14 protein-coding genes and 2 pseudogenes are annotated in these 18,868 nt (G+C 46.4%); 13 read left to right on the top strand and 3 right to left on the bottom strand.

The annotated features are described in order from the left end of the window. Positions 1-17 precede the first annotated feature (17 nt). The 7 genes and pseudogenes from ACFQZT_RS01130 to ACFQZT_RS01100 all read left to right on the top strand — a co-directional run bounded on the left by ACFQZT_RS01130 (position 18) and on the right by ACFQZT_RS01100 (position 5,130). A complete protein-coding gene (locus ACFQZT_RS01130; protein ID WP_379295698.1) occupies positions 18-1,337 on the top strand; it encodes a sn-glycerol-1-phosphate dehydrogenase in 1,320 nt (439 codons plus the stop codon). A gap of 401 nt (positions 1,338-1,738) precedes the next feature. After that, positions 1,739-1,867: pseudogene (locus tag ACFQZT_RS01125) on the top strand (glycosyl hydrolase family 95 catalytic domain-containing protein); the annotation flags it as partial. Further along, a complete protein-coding gene (locus ACFQZT_RS01120; RefSeq protein ID WP_379295758.1) occupies positions 1,824-2,042 on the top strand; it encodes a glycoside hydrolase family 95-like protein in 219 nt (72 codons plus the stop codon). The pseudogene ACFQZT_RS01125 and the gene ACFQZT_RS01120, both read left to right, overlap by 44 nt. A 234-nt stretch (positions 2,043-2,276) precedes the next feature. Further along, positions 2,277-4,172, top strand: coding sequence for a PrkA family serine protein kinase (locus ACFQZT_RS01115; protein ID WP_379295696.1), 1,896 nt, complete (start codon positions 2,277-2,279; stop codon positions 4,170-4,172). Between the two features lie 121 nt (positions 4,173-4,293). Next, entirely contained in the window at positions 4,294-4,518 is a 225-nt protein-coding gene (locus tag ACFQZT_RS01110; protein WP_379295694.1) for a hypothetical protein, read from the top strand. Continuing rightward, positions 4,490-4,810 (top strand): hypothetical protein, encoded by a 321-nt coding sequence (locus tag ACFQZT_RS01105; RefSeq protein WP_379295692.1) that lies wholly within the window; start codon positions 4,490-4,492, stop codon positions 4,808-4,810. Before ACFQZT_RS01110 ends, ACFQZT_RS01105 begins: the two co-directional genes overlap by 29 nt. 161 nt (positions 4,811-4,971) lie before the next feature. Further along, positions 4,972-5,130 carry a hypothetical protein gene (locus ACFQZT_RS01100; protein WP_379295690.1) on the top strand — a complete coding sequence of 53 codons (159 nt, stop codon included), beginning with the start codon at positions 4,972-4,974 and terminating at the stop codon, positions 5,128-5,130. 24 nt (positions 5,131-5,154) lie between these two features. Here ACFQZT_RS01100 and ACFQZT_RS01095 read toward each other — a convergent pair whose 3' ends face one another. Next, positions 5,155-5,307 (bottom strand): hypothetical protein, encoded by a 153-nt coding sequence (locus ACFQZT_RS01095; protein ID WP_379295688.1) that lies wholly within the window; start codon positions 5,305-5,307, stop codon positions 5,155-5,157. A gap of 22 nt (positions 5,308-5,329) precedes the next feature. Beyond that, positions 5,330-6,886, bottom strand: coding sequence for a PAS domain-containing sensor histidine kinase (locus tag ACFQZT_RS01090; RefSeq protein WP_379295686.1), 1,557 nt, complete (start codon positions 6,884-6,886; stop codon positions 5,330-5,332). Between the two features lie 793 nt (positions 6,887-7,679). On the opposite strand from ACFQZT_RS01090, the gene ACFQZT_RS01085 reads away from it, so the two are divergent. The 4 genes and pseudogenes from ACFQZT_RS01085 (at position 7,680) to ACFQZT_RS01070 (ending at position 14,152) form a co-directional block, all read left to right on the top strand. Next, positions 7,680-9,746 carry a peptidoglycan D,D-transpeptidase FtsI family protein gene (locus ACFQZT_RS01085; RefSeq protein ID WP_379295684.1) on the top strand — a complete coding sequence of 689 codons (2,067 nt, stop codon included), beginning with the start codon at positions 7,680-7,682 and terminating at the stop codon, positions 9,744-9,746. Between the two features lie 222 nt (positions 9,747-9,968). Then, positions 9,969-10,859 (top strand): Gfo/Idh/MocA family protein, encoded by an 891-nt coding sequence (locus ACFQZT_RS01080; protein ID WP_379295682.1) that lies wholly within the window; start codon positions 9,969-9,971, stop codon positions 10,857-10,859. Between the two features lie 38 nt (positions 10,860-10,897). Further along, positions 10,898-11,032 (top strand): annotated as a pseudogene (locus ACFQZT_RS01075) (sigma factor-like helix-turn-helix DNA-binding protein); the annotation flags it as partial. 387 nt (positions 11,033-11,419) lie between these two features. Next, the gene (locus ACFQZT_RS01070; protein WP_379295680.1) at positions 11,420-14,152 is read left to right on the top strand and encodes a glycosyl hydrolase family 95 catalytic domain-containing protein; all 2,733 of its coding nucleotides are present in this window, start codon (positions 11,420-11,422) and stop codon (positions 14,150-14,152) included. Positions 14,153-14,260: 108 nt separating this feature from the next. Here ACFQZT_RS01070 and ACFQZT_RS01065 read toward each other — a convergent pair whose 3' ends face one another. Next, a complete protein-coding gene (locus tag ACFQZT_RS01065; protein WP_379295678.1) occupies positions 14,261-15,157 on the bottom strand; it encodes an AraC family transcriptional regulator in 897 nt (298 codons plus the stop codon). Positions 15,158-15,577: 420 nt separating this feature from the next. On the opposite strand from ACFQZT_RS01065, the gene ACFQZT_RS01060 reads away from it, so the two are divergent. Both ACFQZT_RS01060 and ACFQZT_RS01055 read left to right on the top strand, forming a co-directional pair. Beyond that, on the top strand, positions 15,578-17,344 hold the full coding sequence (locus tag ACFQZT_RS01060) for a sensor histidine kinase (RefSeq protein ID WP_379295676.1): 1,767 nt from the start codon (positions 15,578-15,580) through the stop codon (positions 17,342-17,344). Next, on the top strand, positions 17,337-18,776 hold the full coding sequence (locus tag ACFQZT_RS01055; protein WP_379295673.1) for a response regulator: 1,440 nt from the start codon (positions 17,337-17,339) through the stop codon (positions 18,774-18,776). Before ACFQZT_RS01060 ends, ACFQZT_RS01055 begins: the two co-directional genes overlap by 8 nt. Positions 18,777-18,868: the final 92 nt, after the last annotated feature.

Below are 18,868 nucleotides of genomic sequence, written 5' to 3'. Positions count from 1 at the left end.
ACAAGGAGGACGAGACCATGAGTTCAATCCAAGACGATCTGACGATGGATCACTGGTTAGGAAGAAGCATCGATTGCGCATGCGGGCAGAGGCATGAGGTGCCGATCCGGCGCATTGTGATTGAGCGAGGCGCGATGGAGCTGGCGGCCGGTTATGTGAAGGAAGCCGGCTACCGCCATGTGACGCTTGTAGCGGACGGGAGGACGCAGCAAGCGGCGGGAGAGCGGCTGCGCGTGCTGCTGGAAGCCGCGCAGATGGAGGTTTCAGTCAGCGTGATTCGCGAGAACGCGTTGGGGGAAGTTGCCGCGGATGAAGAGGCGATCGTGCAGGTACTGCTCGATACGCCGCTCTCATCGCAAGCCCTCGTAGCCGTGGGCGCGGGCACCGTCCACGACATTGTGCGCTTTGTGAGCCATCGCACGAAGCGGCCGTTCTTGTCCGTGCCGACGGCGCCGTCCGTCGACGGGTTCGCGTCCGTGGGCGCGCCGCTGATCGTCCGCGGCTTCAAGCAGACGATCCCCGCCGGCGCGCCCGAGGCGATCTTCGCCGATCTCGCGCTGCTCGCGGAGGCGCCGCAGGCGATGATCGCCGCCGGCCTCGGCGACATGCTCGGCAAGCACACGTCGCTCGCCGACTGGGCGCTCGGCCGCGTGCTCCTCGGCGAGCACTACTGCGAGCTGAGCGCTCGCTTGACGCGGGAGGCCGTGGATCTGTGCACGGCCCACCTGGACGAGATCGTGCAGCGCACCGATCTCGGCATGCGCAAGCTCATGGAAGGCCTGATCCTATCCGGCCTTTCCATGCTCCTGGTCGGCCACTCCCGGCCGGCCTCCGGGGCTGAGCACCATCTCTCCCATTACTGGGAAATGGTGCTTCTGCAGCAGCGCCGCAGGGCGCTGCTGCACGGCGCGAAGGTCGGCGTCGCGACCGTGATGATGGCGCAGCGCTATCAGGCGCTGCTGGGCATCAAGGCCGGCGAGGCCTCCGCGCGCCTCGCGCAAAGCGAGGTCCCCAGTAGGGAGACGGATGCGGTGCGCATCCGGCAGGCTTATGGGGACATGGCGGAGCAGGTCATCGCCGAGAACTTCCCGGCGGATGGCCAGGTTCTGGATGCGCGCGCGCTGAAGACGCGCATCGCCGAGCGCTGGGGCGATGTGCTGAGCATCGCCCGCGCGGTCCCTGCCCCCGAGCAGCTGAGCGCTTGGCTCGAGGCTGTGCAGGGACCGGTGACGCCAGGGCAGCTCGGCGTGGAGCCGGAGCTGCTGGAGGCGTCGCTGCGGGATGCGCTGTTCGTGCGCAACCGGTTCACGATCTTACGCTTACAGCGATTGCTGTAAGCGTGGCAACTCTACTCCCGTTCAACCTCCAAAAAGTCCTCTAGGTCCGGAAAAAGTTCCGGACCTAAAGGACTTTTGTTTACTCTTAGGAGTCCGTCACCTAAGTCTGCTGACTTTTCTTGTAGAGAACGACGTTCTCTAATAAAAGCCCGAAGAGACGCTAAAAGGGGAGAAATCTCCTCTAGGGATCGATTAAAGAACAAATGTCCATATATAACGAAGATGGTTCTTTAATTAAAGACCTTTGTTCTTTCGAGACCTGTTTTGGACATGCCTCCAATAAAATTGAGTCCAACAAGTGCGCTAATTGCGAACTTGTTCTCTAAATCTACTGACTATACCTGCTCTCAAATTTGATTGCCGATTTGGCGCTCGATCCTCAGTTGTCGGGCACGACCCGGATGTTTGCCAGATTGGAAGATAGTGAACAGTCCTATAGGCATTTAAGTCACATGCTGCGCAAATCTACATATTCCAATCTCTTCGATGCGCAGCCTCCATTTCAAATTGACGGGGATTTCGGCTCTACAGCTGTCCTTGCTTCCCGCTCTGCCTGCTGCTTGGTCGGAAGGAAATGCATTCGTTCTGCGGGCTCGTGGCGACTACACCCTGAAGTGGCACCATGGACAAGTATTGGAGGCATCCATACTTGCGGCGAAGACGGGCTTATGCAGAGTACGTATATGTAATGCGATTCAGGCGTAATGCGAGGGAGAATAGATTGCCGTGGATGGCCGTAATTTGTGCGTGGAGTTTCCATTGAGGCAGGGAAAACCCATGAACTTTCTCCTGCACAATGATTCGCGCTCTGTCGCGATAAATCACACTTGCTTAAAAATTTCGGGAAACTTATCCTCCGTGAGCGCATAGGATTGTAATACACAATTCACCATCACGAGCTGACCTGATAGTTAAAGGCGGCAGTGAAAGGAGGTACCCATGGACATATTCAAAAGGATTACGGAGCATCGTACGGAGAAGGAATTGCTGGCCTGGACCGGTACGTTCGCGGAGTACATAGACTTGGTTCGAAAAACCCCTGGCCTTGCGAAAACCGCGCACTCCAGAGTATACGAAATGATCGCTTCCCAAGGCATTAATGATCAAAGCGGCCACAAGTCCTACAAATTTTTCAACCAGGAAATTTTCGGCCTTGATCGCGCCATTGAGAAGTTAGTGGAGGAATATTTCCACTCCGCCGCCCGTCGATTGGATGTTCGTAAGCGCATATTGTTGCTGATGGGTCCTGTCAGCGGTGGTAAATCGACAATTGTGACCATGCTGAAACGCGGTCTGGAGCAATTTTCCAAGACGGATTTAGGTGCCGTATATGCGATCAAAGGATGCCCGATGCATGAGGATCCGCTTCATCTGATCCCACAAGAGCTTCGTTCAGAGGTAGAGCGGGAACTCGGTGTACGAATTGAAGGTACGTTATGTCCCTCCTGCCAAATGCGCCTGAAAACCGAGTACAACGGCTGCATCGAAGATGTGCTTGTCGAACGCGTGCTCGTCTCGGAGGAAGGGCGAGTCGGTATCGGAACATTCAGCCCGTCTGACCCCAAATCCCAGGATATCGCCGATTTGACGGGAAGTATAGATTTCTCCACAATTACGGAATACGGCTCAGAGTCCGACCCGCGCGCCTACCGTTTTGATGGGGAGCTGAACAAAGCGAACCGCGGTATCATGGAATTCCAGGAAATGCTCAAATGCGATGAAAAGTTCCTATGGAACTTGCTTTCATTGACCCAAGAAGGCAACTTCAAAGCGGGCAGGTTCGCGTTAATTAGTGCGGATGAATTAATCATCGCACACACGAATGAAACGGAGTACAAATCATTTATCGCGAACAAAAAGAATGAAGCCTTACAATCGCGGATGATCGTCATGCCGATTCCGTATAACCTGCGCGTTTCTGATGAAGAGAAAATCTACTACAAGCTGATCGGGCAGAGCGACATGTCGCACATTCATATTGCTCCGCACTCCTTGCGTGTGGCCGCCATTTTCTCAATCCTTACCCGCTTGAAAGAAACGAAAAAGCAAGGCATGGATCTGGTCAAAAAAATGCGCATGTACGACGGTGAAGTGGTCGAAGGCTACAAAGAAGCCGATCTGAAGGAAATGCAAAATGAGTTTATCGAGGAAGGCATGAGCGGCATCGACCCTCGTTATGTCATTAACCGGATTTCCAGCGCACTCATCCGCCAAGATCTTCAGTGCATTAACGCGCTAGATGTGCTTCGCGCCCTGAAAGACGGCCTTGATCAGCATCCATCGATAACGAAAGATGAGCGAGAACGCTATCTCAATTTCATCTCTGTTGCCCGCAAGGAATACGACGATATCGCCAAAAAAGAAGTGCAAAAAGCATTCGTGTACTCCTTCGAAGAGTCGGCCAAAACGTTGTTCGACAACTATTTGGATAACATCGAGGCTTATTGCAACTGGGGTAAAATCAAAGATCCGTTAACCGGTGAGGAAATGGATCCGGATGAGCGGCTGATGCGCTCCATTGAAGAGCAAATCGGCATATCCGAGAATGCGAAAAAAGCATTCCGCGAAGAAATTCTGATCCGCATCTCCTCCTACTCCCGCAAAGGGCGGAAGTTCGATTACAGCAGTCACGAGCGTCTGCGAGAAGCGATTGAGAAGAAACTGTTCGCGGATCTGAAGGATATCGTGAAGATCACGACATCCACGAAAACGCCGGATGAGCGGCAGCTGAAGAAAATTAACGAAGTGACGAGACAGTTAATCGATGAGCATGGCTATTGCCCGGTATGTGCGAATGAGCTGCTGAGATACGTGGGAAGTCTTTTGAATAGGTAAATAGGATCATGGCCGTTCTTCCTCTAGCAACTTCGAGAGAAGAAGCGGTCTTTTCTTTTTCACCAAATCTATCAATCTCTCATATACTATATGATCTCAAGTAGTAAGGGAGGTGCAATGAATGAGGTTTGGTGGCCTATTGAAAAAAGTAGGTTCGTTTCTCTTATTTTCTGTAAGTTTTCTGGCGTTTGTGTTGACGTGGCAGGTAGAGCTCTTATCACCCTTGGGGGGAATATTCATAATGGGGATCGGTCTTAGCGGTGCCGTTATCATGTGGATGGATGCGCAAGAAAGCGTGCGCATTCGTGGTGAGCAAGATGCCGGAAGAGCAAAAATCGAGCGCTGACCCGCCCAAAGACAATTCCCCCCAAAAACGTTCCAATGATCCCGGAAAATGGTCAGACCTGTTTGGTTTTGAAAAAATGATGGAGAAGCTTCCGCTTCAAAAGCTCTCGGCGCGGATGGCTTACTGTATGTTCTTTGATCTGGCTTTGCTGTTGTTTGTTCTGGTTCTTCGGGCTTCGGGAACACAAGTGAATCAATTTCCTAACGCGTGGGATTTTCGATTTATCATCGTGATGACGATTGTGGTTTTTTTCGTCGGTCTTAGTGACATGTGGAGAGGTCGAGGAAAATGAGTTGAATATAGGTAAATGCCCATTTCTGAAATAGGCATTCACCAACTGGGCACCTGCACACATAACTTACATTAGGCAAATAAACTAAATAGAAATGTGAGTGATCCTGAAGATGACGCAAGCAGAAGAGCAAGAATTACGCCCGCCTGTAGGAGGAGCCCATGGTGGACACGGAGGAGCCCATGGTGGGCCAGGAGGTTTCCATGGCGGACCCGCTCATGGAATTGGGCACGTTGGTCCCGGATTTGGCCATGAACAATTTGTTCACCATCCTGTGCACGGTCACTTTCCTGATATCGACGTATTTCCGATTGTCGTAGCTCCCTACTACTATAACACGTATCCTACGTATCCAATTTATTACCCGTACCCATGCCCATTCCCGCCTTACCAATATCCATGTCCATATCCGTACCCTTATCCGTATCCATACGGTGGCAGTGTGTATCCAGTATCTTAAGCAGTTCCTGGCCCCACTGCGAGTTTATAGGCAACAACGGCAAAAGCCTCCCTTAATACTTAATAAGGAGGCTTTTTGCTTTCCATATAGGTTGGCAGGATGATCTCAACAACAGTTCCTTGGTCCACCTGGCTTTGTATACGGATGCGGCCATGATGATTTTCAATAATTCGGTAACTCACCATGAGCCCAAGGCCAGTCCCTTTTTCCTTCGTCGTATAGAAGGGCTCGCCAAGTCGGGGAATCCTATCCTCAGGAATACCGGCACCCGTATCGGTGAACACCAATGCGATTTCACCATCACCGTTTGGACGGATTTCTACAGTGATTTCCCCGCCCCCCGGCATCGCATCAATGGAGTTCGTAAGAATATTAATACAAACTTGTTTGATTTGATTTTCATCGCAAAGGATTGGGGGGACTTGCACTTCCATACGGCTATGAATGTGAACGTTGTTCATCATCGCCTGTGAATTAAGGAGAACGATGGTATTGGCCAAAATATCTTTCAATTCTTTAGGCTGAAAATGGACGGCCTGTGGTTTGGCAATGACCAGAAATTCACTGACAATGAAGTTGATGCGTTCCAATTCAGACAGCATGATGTCGTAATAGTAAGAATGATCGCTGGATTTACCCTTGAGCAGCTGAACGAAGCCTTTGAGCGATGTAAGCGGATTACGAATTTCATGTGCGACACCGGCGGCAAGCTGGCCTACCACGGAGAGCTTTTCTGACTTGATCAGCAGTTCTTCGGCTCTTTGTTCTTCTGAGATATCCTTAAATATGACATACACACCCGTAATATCATCATCAACGACAATAGGCACGTTAAGCAGACTGAGGGGAACTGGGTGCCCAAGCTTATGAAGAAATGATGTCCGATAGTTTTCCGTTTCTCCATGCAAAGCGTTTCTAAACGAGTGACGCCATTGCTCGATTTCTTCAGGAGGAATGATTTGTTTCATGGACATATGCATGAGCTCGTCCGATGAATAGCCTGTAATCCGCACAGCAGCCGGATTGACACTAAGAATGTTTCCCTCTTTATCAAAAGAAAAAATTCCGTCCGGATTGTTTTCGTGAAGTGATTTGTAACGTTGCTCGCTTTGCTCTAACAGCTTTTCCGCTCGAGTCCGTTCATAAATAGCTTGAATCATGGCGTAGGACCGGTGAAATTGATCGTTGTCGTTAGACGGGATAACGTCCTTCAACTTATCTCGGAAGTCACTGCCGCGGGCGTTATTGTCCTGCTCGTTGGCAATACGAAGCATCTCCATAACATTAAGAATATGTTCGCGGTGAATCCGTGCGGCGGATGCTGTTTTTTGCCGTGAACGGTCAGGCGTACCTAAATAGACGGTCCCTTTGACCGTGTCGTAGTGGGTTATATAGTTCATATTGACAAGGTTATTTTGATCAATTAAACGAAATCCATCCTCATATAACCATTCTTCGAAAGCATCGGCTGAATCTGAATAATAAAACACGTCGTCTAACGTATGAACGAGGTACTCGTGTTTTCGAACGAAATCCAATTTCACGACATCTTCAGATGAAATAAGTATCGTTTCCGAACTTTTTTTTCCGTCGCGTGTAACAGGAATTTTGCGCATCCTTTCAACTCCTGGTTTTTAACTCTGTGCTGTACGTTTCATTATACCTATTTCTGAGAAAAAAGGGTGTACCAAAATATACATTGCTCAAATAAATATAAAACATTCGAGTACAACGACATAAAAATGCCTACTAACAATGTGCAATAAGTGTTGAATTGTTGTGAAAAATAAATGAAAGTGAATTTGGAAGCTTATCGCCGTATTTGAAACACAAACATATCTTCAATCAAGGGAAGAAATTCGAATTTATTTCGCCCCTTATGGGTTAGTAACCGAGGTGGAGTATTATGATGTTAGGTTAGTAAGTACCATACATTCTACTCCGTCTAAATCAACAGTACGGGTATTCAGCGATTTATTGAAGCTGCGGATTGCGGATTTGTTGGATGAGAAGTGGAAAATCCGGGAACGGATAGTTCCGCTGCGGGAAGACAAATCGAACAATACCCTTAGCTCCTATGATTGTGGTAGCCGCTGCTTTTTAGCAATTATGTTTGACAATCGGTTTACTCCAACCTTGTGCAAACGGACACCAAAGCAGCTATTTGCGAATACGCATGAAAATGTGTTCTCTATTCGCGTAATAACGACTCTGGAGTCCGTTATTCATGAGATAAGAGCGATATATTGAACATAACGATCGTGAGGTCCGTTATTGAGAGTCATTAAATAAAACGTTTAAAAGGCTTGTCTCAGGCTTAAACCAATTTTTCCATATTTTAGTGAACCGATTGATGTGTTCCTTCGTCTGTTTCAGGATACATCCTAACACAGAAGGGGGTTTACAGTGATGAAATCGCCGATTGCGGATGATCCGAAAAAAAAAGAGCTTGCTCAAAAGAGGCATTTTTCGCTGCGGATCAATCTTTTTTTCTTTGTAACCTTTGTATTATTTTCCATACTGATCGTGCGATTGGCTATGCTGCAGTTTGTTCAAACGAAAATGCATAAAGCCGCAGAGAATAGAAATGGCACACAAACGATTCAAATTGCTCCCATTCGCGGCAACATCTATGACTCCTCGAAATCTCCGCTTGCGTACACTATTCCTATGCAATCCTTATTTTTTCGAATTGATCCCAGCGCTCAAAAGTTAGATGACTTAATTGCTATAGCGGATCGGCTTAAAGCCGATGTTTTCGACAAGTATGCCAAACCAAACTCGAAAAGTCCGACTCCAGAAGAAATCATTCTAGCCATGGACATTGGCTATGACTACCATAAGGTTGAAATCAAAAAACCAAGCTATTACTGGGTTCCGCGAAGAATTAAGGCGGATTTGTCCAACAATGAGATCGCCTATATTTTAGAGCATAGGGATGAATTTAAATGGTTAGACGTAACGGAGGAAAGCATCCGCACCTATGAAATGGATGATGACGGCAACACTACAATTGCTACGCATTTAGTGGGATATACGAACTCTTATACTTCACCGACAGCTAAGGAAATCTACAAAGACAGCCCTATGGTTCAGGAATATTTAAGCTCGGAAAAGGTGGGATTTGATGGGATCGAACGTATGTATCAGGATGAGCTGCGCGGCAGAAACGGCAGTAAGACATACCCCGTTGACGCCGTTAACAAAATAATAGGGAGAGCCGAAGTCGCGGCTCCAGTTAAAGGAAATAATTTATATTTGACCATACATAAAGATATCCAAAAAGCGACAGAACGAATGCTGGAGGAGCATATTCGCTACTTGCGCAGCCCATCGCACGCCAATGATTTGTATATGAGTGTTGGGATGCAGGCAGCTTCCGGGTTTGCAGTTGCTATGGAAGTGGATACGGGACGGGTGGTTACGATGGCGAACTATCCAGATTACGATGCAAATGCGTGGACCGGTGGTATGTCGGCAAGTGTCTATAAAGAAATCGAAACCTTTATTCCCAATGGCAGCATTCGAACGGCTAAAGCTAAGTATCCAGACGAAAAAGAAAATGCGAAACATCCATCATCGATTGTGTTCATGGGTTCAACGATCAAGCCTATGTCTGTGTTGATAGGGCTTAAAGAGAAATTTTTCAGCAGGTATGGCAAAGTTTATTACGATACGGGGTCGTTTAGCTTTGGTAAGGGAGGCAATAGCACCATCACCAATTCGGGGAAAGCGGCTTACGGGGATATGGATGCTGCCGGAGCCATTGAACATTCCTCTAACACGTTCATGTCTGAAAAAGTCGGTATTCCTTTCTGGGCCAAATATGGCAAAGAGAATCCCGCTGTGACTGCCAAATGGGCAGAATATATGGCGAAATTCGGAATGGGTATCAAAACAGGGAGCGACCTGCCGGGTGAGCTTGCAGGATCTAATGATTTTATCAAAAATGCGGTGAAAGACAGTTATCAATCAGCGATGGTCTACGCATCATGGGGACAAAATGAGAAAACGACAACCTTGCAGCTTGCTCAGTACGCAGTTACTTTGGCTAGTCGCGGGAAGCGGATGAAGCCGTTGTTTGTAGATGAAATTCGCGACTACCAGGGCCAGTTGGTTAGAAAAATAGAGCCTGAAGTATTGGAGGATTCCTCCTCAGAGTTTGCCAAAGAGGATTGGAACACCATTATCCACGGGATGAAAAGTGGGGCTGAGGGGATTGAGGAGTTACCGTTTAATGTGGCGCGCAAAACAGGAACTTCCACCCAAAGTGTGTCGGGAGGTTCGATTGAAAATGCGGTGTTCATCGCCTTTGCTCCCGTCGAGAACCCGAAGCTTGCCGTCGCGGTTGTCGTGCCCGAAGGCGGCTTCGGGCGTTATGGCGCATCCCCGATTGCGGCGAAAATATTTCAAGCTTACGACGCTGCCAACGACGGCATCTTGACGAAGCTTGGCGGCGGGAAGCGGCCTTGGTAGGTGTGGGAATCAGCTGACTAGCCGGAATGCGGGAGTTGGCTGAGAGGCCGGGGAGCGGAGAGTCTGGAGAGCTCGAGGAGCCCCATTATCGGCTTGCTCCCCCCTTTGGATAAAGCGAGTAGGAAGCGTGAAGTATCATAATCAACCACGACCCGACAAAACGTGCATAGCCAATCCTTGTAGGGAATTTCTTGTCGTTAGAGTATATATTTCGTCACTTTTATGTCGGAGAAGCCGCTTGCACGGAGCAGCTTGGAATCAAATGAACTTGCGCGTCTAGCCGAAGCTTGTCATTTTCCTATGGTTAGGCAGGCCCGAGAGATGCTGTTGAACGATCGCTTGGGAAAAGTTCATCTTGTCACCGGAGGTTATTTGCAGGATTGGTTGTTATTTGATACGGATTATAGCTGGAGATTGGATAAAGAAAAGAATGGTCATTCCAGAGCCGTAGCAGATATTGGCTCCCATTGGTGCGATACGATTCAGTATGTGCTCGGTAAAAAAATCATCGAAGTGTTTGCCGATGTTAAGACCATTCATCCGATCAGGAAACGTCCCAAGCGAGCGGTGCCCACTTTTACCGACGGTTACAATGAGGAATATGATGAGATAGAAGTAGATACCGAAGACTGCGGTTCCATCTTTGTTCATTTTGAGGATGACAATACGTTCGGCCCCCGGAAGAAAGGGATCGGTAAATGGGGCAAGCCCAATTGGGATGGAATTTATGATGTTGAGGTTCTCGCTACCGCTTTGATTCGAATGGAAGACGGAAGCACGTTGTCGCTAGATGTAAGCTGGGCGGCCAATGTGGATACGGATAATTTACCGTTGATTCAATTGCTTGGGACCGAGGGAGGAGCCTGCTTTAGAGGAGCTCAAGGCAAGTTGTTTACGGAAAAGTTCGACAGACCGATCGATATTGAACTGCGCGAACCGGATCAAGATGAGGGGGATCGGAATCGTTTTAGCCGCCACTTCCTGGAATGTATCCGTGAAGGGAAAGAACCTATTTGTTCTGCAATGTCCGGGTATACCAATAATTTAATACTGGATGCTATATATGAGTCTTCTCGAACTGGGAATGAAGTGAAAATAAAATGGGATTTGTGATAGCAGCATCCATTTCACCGCGTTTATGGATGTCGCCATTTGGGCTTGAGCTCGACGTGAAAGAGCGGACGCAGTGGAAGATTGCTAAAGAACTGGGGATCGGCCGATTGTATGTATCGCGGATCGAGAAATGGGCATTCATGAAGCTATACTTTTATAAGGCAAAGCGTTGAAGAGAGGGGAACTTCTCTTCTTTTTTGACATTGAATTTATATCTTTTCGGGTTCTTTTTGATAATCTCGAGGTATGAATGCGAACCTTTTGAAGCAGATCTTTTTCGATAAACATAGTTGGGATCGATTCGTGGAAAAGCGTGGGGAGCGAATTGAGATTGGGAAAAAAGGCCAGTGGATAGTAGCAGGGTTCCAAACTGCAAGAGCTCGCTACATGTGAGTAATACCCGGAACGCTACGTTGACGGATGGTTTAGCCTCTCTCTGCCCCTGCTGCCTGCGCAATTGCGACATATTTGTGTTCTATTATGTCGCTCTGAACGATTCATGGGGCTTCTCCTACTCGATATAATAATTACTATAACGAGCAGATTAGGAGAGTAATAGCATGATTAAAGGATCGGGAACCGCACGAATATACGAAAAAGGAAATTACGCTAACACCTATAAAGAAGTGCCAACAATAAATCCCGGATTAGCGTGGCGGGAAGGCATGATTAGCGGAAACGGCGAAAACGGGTATATCACGTCAGGCTCGCCGTATACGGACAGTTTTATTTTTCAATATATGTGGTACAACTATCCGTCCCGAGATCCAAGAGTGATTCCGGAAGAATTAACGGGGCAGCTTGCCGAGGCCAGATGGAATGTTTTTCATCTGAATGATCAATGGAAGATTACTTTTCCGGACGGAACAACTAGGCAAAGAACCTTTTTTTACAGCTACCATCCGGGACACCAGCTCAGATTGAGCGTGACGGATAAGAGAAGCGTGTCCGGGTATGAAAGATGGACGAATTACGAGACGGCGGAAACTGGTGTGCGTTACACCGATGAATTCGGTGAGTGGATTCGAACCTCGTTTACATCCAGAGAAGACAATGTTTCGATTACGAAGATTGAACAATCCTCAGCCGGCGCAAAGATCAACATGATTATCTCTATTGACGACATCTCGGGTATGTACAAAGCGCAGGATGGCGCGACCGAGCTTTCGGCACTCCAATACAAAAAGCTGGTGGATCCGAATGCGGCATATATCGCACAGGTTGCCCATTACCCGTCCTACCCGGGAAGCGAATTGATCGATGGTGGATATGCAGGCCTGACGCAGGTTATTGTTGTTAATGGATTCAAGAAGAGAGTACTCCTTGCTGACACGAATGAACCGATGAACGTCGGAACGGAACAAAATCCTGCGATTCAAGTGATTGATGCCGACGCCGTATATCTAATAACGCAATCGAACAGGACATTTGATATGGGCAAAAGCGAAGATTTTGTCGGAATGACGCAATACGATATAGTAGATAATCTTTTTAAAAACACGAATGCTGTCGCGGTAAAGTATAAAGATTCCTGCGGCAATTTCGATTACAACGCCTCACTTGCACCGCATGCCCAAAAACAGTCCGCAGAATTTAACGCTGTATGTTTTACGCTTCAAGGCGACGAGGATGATAAGAGCGCAGACAACTTATCGCTAATCAACGCGCAAAAGGCATCGAAAACCAAAATCAATCATGCTTTTATGGAGCAGGTGTACAACCAGGGACGATATGCCTTAATTTGCTGCAGCGGTTCAAGCGCGCCGCGGTTGTATGGTATGTGGACCGGAGAATGGAATCCCGGTTGGCGTGGCATCTATACCCTCGACGCCAACGTGAATTTGCAGGTTTCCCCCATGAATACTGGCCACTTAACGCAAGCGCAGCTTGGGTATATCACATTCTTCTTGAGAAATGCACCCGACTTCGAATACAATGCACGAATGGCCTACGGGATGCATGATGCCCTGCAGGTATCAGTAAACTCGGATATCGATCGCGGAATGCATGTGGAGTACGACAATGATTATCCGTTTGAATATTGGAATGCAGGAGCAAGCTGGTGTCTGCTTCCCATCTTCGAGTTTTGGCAGTGTTACGGTAACAAGCAGATTCCCATCTGTGATAACATGAGAATCCATGATCTGAAAACGCTTCTTAGTGTAAGGGACGGGGGGCTGACGGATGATGAATTCAGTCAACTGATCGAAAAGGGATATTTGGATTTGGAAAGGGATATTTTGCTTCCGCTGCTAACAAAGCAAGCTAATTTCTGGGAGCAGCTTTGTACGCCGGAATATTATACGGATATAAACGAGAATGCGTGCTATGAGAAAGGCAAGAAAGCGTTATATCCGGGCGAGAAATATCTGTTTATCCCTACCTATTCGCCGGAGAATAATCCAATCGGTTACAACAGTACGATTACGGCAAATGCCACTATGGATATTTCCGCGGCGCGGGATGGACTGAATATGGTTATAACCATGGAAAAAGTGGTAAAACGCGACGGATATGAAGCCGCAGTCGCTAAATGGGAAGGTTTGCTGGAACTGCTGCCGGATTATAAGATTGACAAGGACGGCGCTTTACGCGAATGGGCGATGAATGAATACACCGAAAACAACAACCACCGCCATTTGAGCCATCTCTACCCGGCATGGCCTGCGTATGAAACTCAGAACAATAATGAATTGACGAAAGCGGCAAATATCTCCATCGAGAACAGAAATAAATACAACACTGGGGACGCGACAGCCGGACACGGCTGGATGCACAAGGCTCTTGTGTACGCAAGGTTAAAAAACGGGGACGGGGTCATCTCTTCCCTTCTGCCGATGATGGCGGATTCCGGGTTCTACACTTCCATGATGACAGACCATGACACAAACAGAAGAAGCGACTGTTATTGTACGGATACCCTATTTGGCACAGTGGGAGCAATAAATGAAGCTCTACTATTCTCCAATACAGGTGAAATTGAAGTTCTTCCGGCGCTGCCTTCCGGATGGAAATCGGGGTCCATAAACGGATTGATGGCAAGAACTCGAGTGGAAGTTAAAGAGTTAATATGGGACACCAACGTTGTGCATGTTACATTAAAATCAGTCGTAGATCATAATGAAATCAAATTAAAAGTAGGCATTCCGTGGATAAAAGCCATGGTTAACGCCCAAGAAACAAAGGGGCTTTACGATGAATATGGTAAACATATTCGCTTAACGCTGCATTCCGACTTAGACGTTACAGTTGAATTTATATTGTCCGATAGTTGTGATGTTCATGGTATATAATTTTTGAATGAGGTGTAACAGGACGTTTCAGAAAAACAGCAAAGGCAGATTGAGGCTATGTTGAAATCATGTAAATGATTCAGGATAGCCTCGGTTTGTAATATGTCTTCATTGGGATGTCACATTGAGATCAGAGGGCTTGCGTAAGGAGCGATATTCCCTTGCCGAAACATTGTAGTATTTCTTAAAGGCGGCACAAAAATGTTCCAGTGAAGAAAAACCGACATGTAGCGCTATTTCGCTAATGGACATTGAGGTCGTTGTAAGAAGGTGAACGGCAGCCGACATTCTTGCCTGAGTCTTTTTTTGCGTAAACGATACGCCAAAATACTGCCCGATTGTTCTCTCCGCCTGTCTGACGCTTAGCCCCAGTTTTTGAGCGAGATTCTGTATAGTTAAATCTTGAAAGTTTGACAGAAAGCTGTCTTCAATGATAACGACTCTCTCGTCGTCTAAAGTTTTAAGCGGCATCGCAGAGGAGGTCAGAACATTGTTGGTGTAGTTTCTGACCAGCTTGATGACGATCTGCTCTATAATATGTTGAATCGTCAGGTAGTAGCCGATATACTGGTTGGTCGTTTCATAGGAGAGCTGCTCGAACAATTGCATCATATTCTGCTTGTCCTGACCGAACCAAAAGGTTGTTTGAACGAATTGGTCTGCAATGAAGGAAAGATCCGGATCATCGTTAATATTATTGGACAGCACTTCAAAGCATATGCAGTATTCCGCCATAGGGTCAGAGAGAACCGTATTTTGCTCGTGCATAATATCCGGGCCAGTCATGTATAGTGTGCCAGGCTGTATCGGATATTGGCTGCCGTTTGCTACCAAAATCCCCTGTCCCCGAGGAATATAATGCAGTTCATAGCTTTTCATGCTATGGCTGTGTTCGAGAAAGGATTGATAAAAAATCCCGAATCTGACATACAGAAGGTTTAATAATAACCCGCCTAACGAAATTTTGAGGTTCATATTTTCGACACTAACTTTCGGGAGCTCCACTTGATCAATCCTTTCTTAGCAGATTCTTGGTTTTGTTTCCTAAAATGACCTCGAGATGTCCTTTAAACTTCATTATGTGTGTCCCATAATCTTAACGCAAGTTCGCACTTAACAATAACGAAAATTTCCAAATATCCAAAGAGGGAAAGAGCTTTTCCCAAATGACGGCAGTGAGCCAAAAACCCGACGTGGCGGGATTTTGCTGTAGTAAACATCTGTGAATTCCCATGATTTGTCCGATTTGGAAATCGTTTATGGAAAATGCCGGCACTACTTTACTTGAGGATTATTATCGTTTACTATTCACCATATTGGTGCTCCTCTCAAGGTTTTTTGGGATTCTTCGCAGATACCATTACCCTTAGTTTGGCGCACCTTTACAATTGTTTCGAAATCCAGGATAAAAAAAGGACATGTCACATGAAACTATCCTATTTGAAAAAACTTCCTATCATGATGCAGCTATCTTTACTAGGTTTATTCATTGTTGCTGTTATGCTTTCGATCATGGCTGCGAATTATTATAGTGCGATTAATGTTGTAAAAAGGAATAACAGCGATTATATCAAAGGTGTTATTTCGCAGCTGAATCAATCCATTTCTGCGAATAGCAAAGATATTCAAAGAATTATTGAAACGGTTGCCTACAACGGAGAAACCGTACAAAACTATTTGACTGCTACTAATTTAGCCCAAAAGGTTGAATTGTTTTCTCAGTTGAAGGCTTATTTGTCAGATATGGCGGGAATGAAATCGGGAATTCTGGATATCGCGCTGGTCGAGAAAAATGGCGCTGTCTCCAATCTCCTTGCTAATACGGATCAACTCGCAGTAATTTCCAGGGAGATTCCTCGAAATAACTTGTCCTATTTTTTGGGACTTAAAATGATTGGTTTTCCTTATCAGACAACGCCGGTATTGGTGGCGGGAGCACCTATCTACTCAATAACTGATTTTGATGCTGACAAACATGAACTCGGCACTTTGCTGCTGGTATTAGATAATCGATTGCTTTTCGGCGACGGCAAGCCTGTCAATTTACCCGAAGGTGCCTTAGTCTACATGGATGATCGTAACGGAAGGCTATTTTATACGAATGACGATTCAAGTAATCTGGGGGAGCCGATTCCCAAAGACATGTTGTTGAATCACGGTCAATATATGATTCAGAGGGAAGCTATTCCGGATTTGGGCGGTGAAATTGTTATCGCAATGCCGAATCGTGTGCTCCTGCAAGGTCTTAATGAGATTCGTCGACAGCAGCTTATCATGGTCGCAATCGCACTTTTATTGATGATCATACCTCTTCTGTACGTAAGCAGCAACATTCTACAGCCCTTGAAGAAGTTTATGAGGCTGATGGGAGAAGTGAGTCTCGGTGAAAAAAAACATCTCAGCAAACGAATCGCAGTAGATGGTTATGCGGAAATGATTATTATGGCTTCGCGTTTCAATGAAATGTTGGCGGAAATTGATAAGTTGACGGATCATTTACTGGAAAGCAAGCGTGTCCTCTACGAGACGGAGTTGATTAAACGGAGAGCGGAACTTAGCTTTTTGCAAAGCCAAATCAACCCGCATTTTTTATACAATACGCTGGAATCGATCAAAGGGCTTGCTGTGAGACAGAATTCTTCACAAATATTCGAACTTACAAAAGCGCTCTCCTTGTTTTTTCGTTACAGTATCAAGGGACCCGATATGATTTCGCTGGAAGAAGAATTGAGCATTATCAAAAACTATATCTTCATTCATCAAATCCGGTTTGGGAATCGATTACAAGTGGAATATGACATTCGCACGGAATGCCTTGAATGTCTTGTTCCAAAAATGATCCTTCAACCTATCGTGGAGAACGCCATCAAACATGGTATTGAGCCGCTCGAACGAACCGGATTATTGGTGATTAAAGGAAATAGGCATGAGGAGAACCTGCATCTCTCCGTAGAAGATAACGGTGCAGGAATAAGTTCGGGAAAATTAAAGGAGATTAATCAATCGATTGAAAGACGATCTGCAAATGATGGCTATGATAATGGTTCCAAATCCGGCATCGGACTGGCAAATGTTCATGACAGAATCCGCATCAACTTCGGAGATCCATTTGGAATCAGGATGACAAGCAGTCTCTTATGCGGAACAAAAGTCTCGCTTACAATTCCGGTCAGGGGTGAAGGTCATGTATAAAGTTTTAATTGTGGACGATGAGGAATTGGTTATAGATAGCCTGAAGGCTACAGTGGATTGGACGGAATGCGGTTATGAGGTTATCGGATATGCACTAAGTGGGGAGGAGGCCATGGAAGCCGTAAAACAACTTCATCCTGATGTGATTTTTTCCGATATCAAGATGCCTGGAATGAACGGGCTAGAATTGAAAAAACGATTGGACGACGCCGGTATATCCGCCAAATTTGTAGTCGTGAGCGGTCTAGCGGAGTTTGCCCTCGTTCAGAAAGCGATCCAGAACGGCGTTTCCGGTTATTGCCTGAAACCATTCGACGAGATGGAAATCGAAGGGTATCTTAAAAAGCTCAAACGGGAATTAGACGCCCGCCGTCCGTTGCATGAAGGGGAAATTCTTGATTTGATCGAGAGCGGTACGCAGGAAGCAAGCAGCAAATTGCGTCGTGAGCTAGCTTTGGCCGGCATTACCGAATCCGGAAGAGACGACTTTCGTATCATGCTTACCGTAAGAAGGGACAGACTGCAGCTTAATGAAAAAATACCATGCCTTTCGATACGTATTGGTTATCGCAAGTTTATATACGTGATGGCAGACAAAGATGCTGTAGAATTAATGAACCAATTTTCTTCTGAAAGACTTCATTTCTTGAAAGGAATCGGGATTAGCAAGCGGGGTGTCGATACGGCAGGATTTACGCAGGCTATTGAAGATGCAGAACTTCAAGCCTATCAATATTTCACGTTAGCCGAAAACTTGACCTGGAAAGGGTCATGCGAAGCCAATGACATGAAGCCGGTATTTGTAGAACTTACTGAAGGCAATAACCAGGCGATCATTGCGCAGTTGAATTCCTTGTTATCCATGTTTCAAAGCGGCCTTCTGAATATCCGGCATGCCCTGTTGTTGTATAACGATTGCATTACGAAGTTAAGTCAAAAGGGTAAGGTGTCGGACGATTTATACTTATACTCATTGGAACAATTGGCAGATCAGTTTGAAGATTCTCGGGACATGATTGATTATTTACAACGATTGTTCCAGGAAGAGCAGAACGATCATAAGCAGGTTTCCATCCAACCTGGACACGGCCATACATTCTCTGCCATGCTGGAATATATCAACGAGCACTTCAGCGAGGACATTACCATTCTCGGCTTAAGTAAACGATTCAACTTAAACCCAAATTACGTCTCGCAATTATTCAGAAAAGAACTGGATAAAACCTTTACCGAATACATGACCGGCCTTAGAATGAGCCGCGCTGCAGAGTTGCTCAAGACCACCTCCATTCCGATCAACGAGATAGCGGATCAGGTAGGATTTAAGGACTATTTTTATTTCAGCAAAATGTTCAAAAAAATAATAGGCTCTCCGCCTAGAACTTATCGATATGAAAAAAGTCAAAACGGCTTTTTTCCGGCCCCTGAATAAAGGAGGCCTTTTTTTGTACTACAAATCGGTAACTTGTACTTGAATTAGGTGAAAGACCATTCCGACTCCCATTCGACTCAAAGTTACTTAAA

The sequence above is a fragment of the Paenibacillus sp. GCM10027628 genome (assembly GCF_042676385.1).
GTDB lineage: Bacteria > Bacillota > Bacilli > Paenibacillales > NBRC-103111 > Paenibacillus_E.
The sequence above is the reverse complement of the archived record's forward strand: the minus strand, read 5'-3'. Positions and strand labels throughout refer to the sequence as shown.